1 protein-coding gene is annotated in these 1230 nt (G+C 79.0%); it reads right to left on the bottom strand.

Annotation, left to right across the window (positions count from 1 at the left end; translation table 11 throughout):
• Positions 1 to 114 precede the first annotated feature (114 nt).
• On the bottom strand, positions 115 to 1230 hold a 1116-nt coding region (locus AB0G32_RS40400; protein WP_361176083.1), incomplete at its 5' end, for a dihydrolipoamide acetyltransferase family protein.

Raw genomic sequence — 1230 nt, 5'->3', positions numbered from 1 at the left:
TTCCCCCCCCCCGCCCCTCTCCCGTGCCCCCTCACGCTCCCCCACCCCCCCGCGCCCCGCGCCCGCCGGGCGCCCCCCCCCCCCGGGGCCCCGGGCCGTGTGCCCCTGCTCGGCTCACAGCAGCCGCAGCAGGGACACGGGCCGCTCCACCAGGTCGGCCACCTGCCGCAGGAACCCGCCGGCCGTCCCGCCGTCGCAGACCCGGTGGTCGAAGGAGAGGGACAGCTGGCACAGCCGGCGCACCGTCAGCTCGCCGTCGACGACCCACGGCCGGGGCAGGATGCGGCCCACGCCGAGCATCGCCGCCTCGGGGTGGTTGATGATCGGTGTCGAGCCGTCGACGCCGAAGACGCCGTAGTTGTTGAGAGTGAAGGTTCCGCCGGACAGCTCCGCGGGGGTCAGCCGGCCCTCCCGGGCCGCGGCGGTGAGCCGGCTGATCTCCGCGGACAGCTCCGGCAGCGTCCTGCGGTCCGCGTCCTTGACCACCGGCACGACCAGACCCCGTTCGGTCTGCGCGGCGAAGCCAAGATGCACCGACGGCAGCCGGACGATCTCCTGACGGCCGGTGTCCACGGTGGAGTTCAGCTCCGGGTACCGGGCGAGCGCCGCGACGCAGATCCGCGCCAGCAGCGCGAGCAGCGAGATCCGCTCCGAGTCCGGGGCCGCGAGCTGCCGTTTGACGTCCAGCAGCCCGGTGGCGTCCGCGTCCACCCAGGTGGTGGCGTCGGGGATCTCGCGGCGGCTGCGCGCCAGCTTGTCGGCGATCAGACCGCGCACCCCGCGCAGCGGCAGCCGGACGGCCGCCGGCGCCCCGGCCGGCGACGCCGGGGCCTCGGCGGGTGCAGGCCGGGTGGCGGACCGGTCCGAGTGCATCGGGGGCCGGTTCCCGGGGGCCTCCACGTCCCGGCGCAGGACGAGCCCGCCGGGCCCGCCGGCCGCCGGCGCCTCGGACCGCGACGGCGGGGCCTCGGCCGGCGACGCCGGGGCCTCGGCCGGTGCAGGCCGGGTGGGGGACCGGTCCGAGTGCATCGGGGGCTGGTCCCCGGGGGCCTCCACGTCCCGGCGCAGGACGAGCCCGCCGGGCCCGCTGCCCCGGACCGTCCGCAGGTCGAGACCGCGTTCCCGGGCCAGCCGGCGCACCAGCGGGGAGATCACCGGCACCGGCCCGGCCGGCCCGCCGACCGGCCGGGGCACCGCCACGACGGCCGCGGCCGCGGGCGGCGGCGCGGG

Origin of the sequence: Streptomyces sp. NPDC023723, from assembly GCF_040639815.1 — a bacterium.
GTDB lineage: Bacteria > Actinomycetota > Actinomycetes > Streptomycetales > Streptomycetaceae > Streptomyces.
The sequence above is the reverse complement of the archived record's forward strand: the minus strand, read 5'-3'. Positions and strand labels throughout refer to the sequence as shown.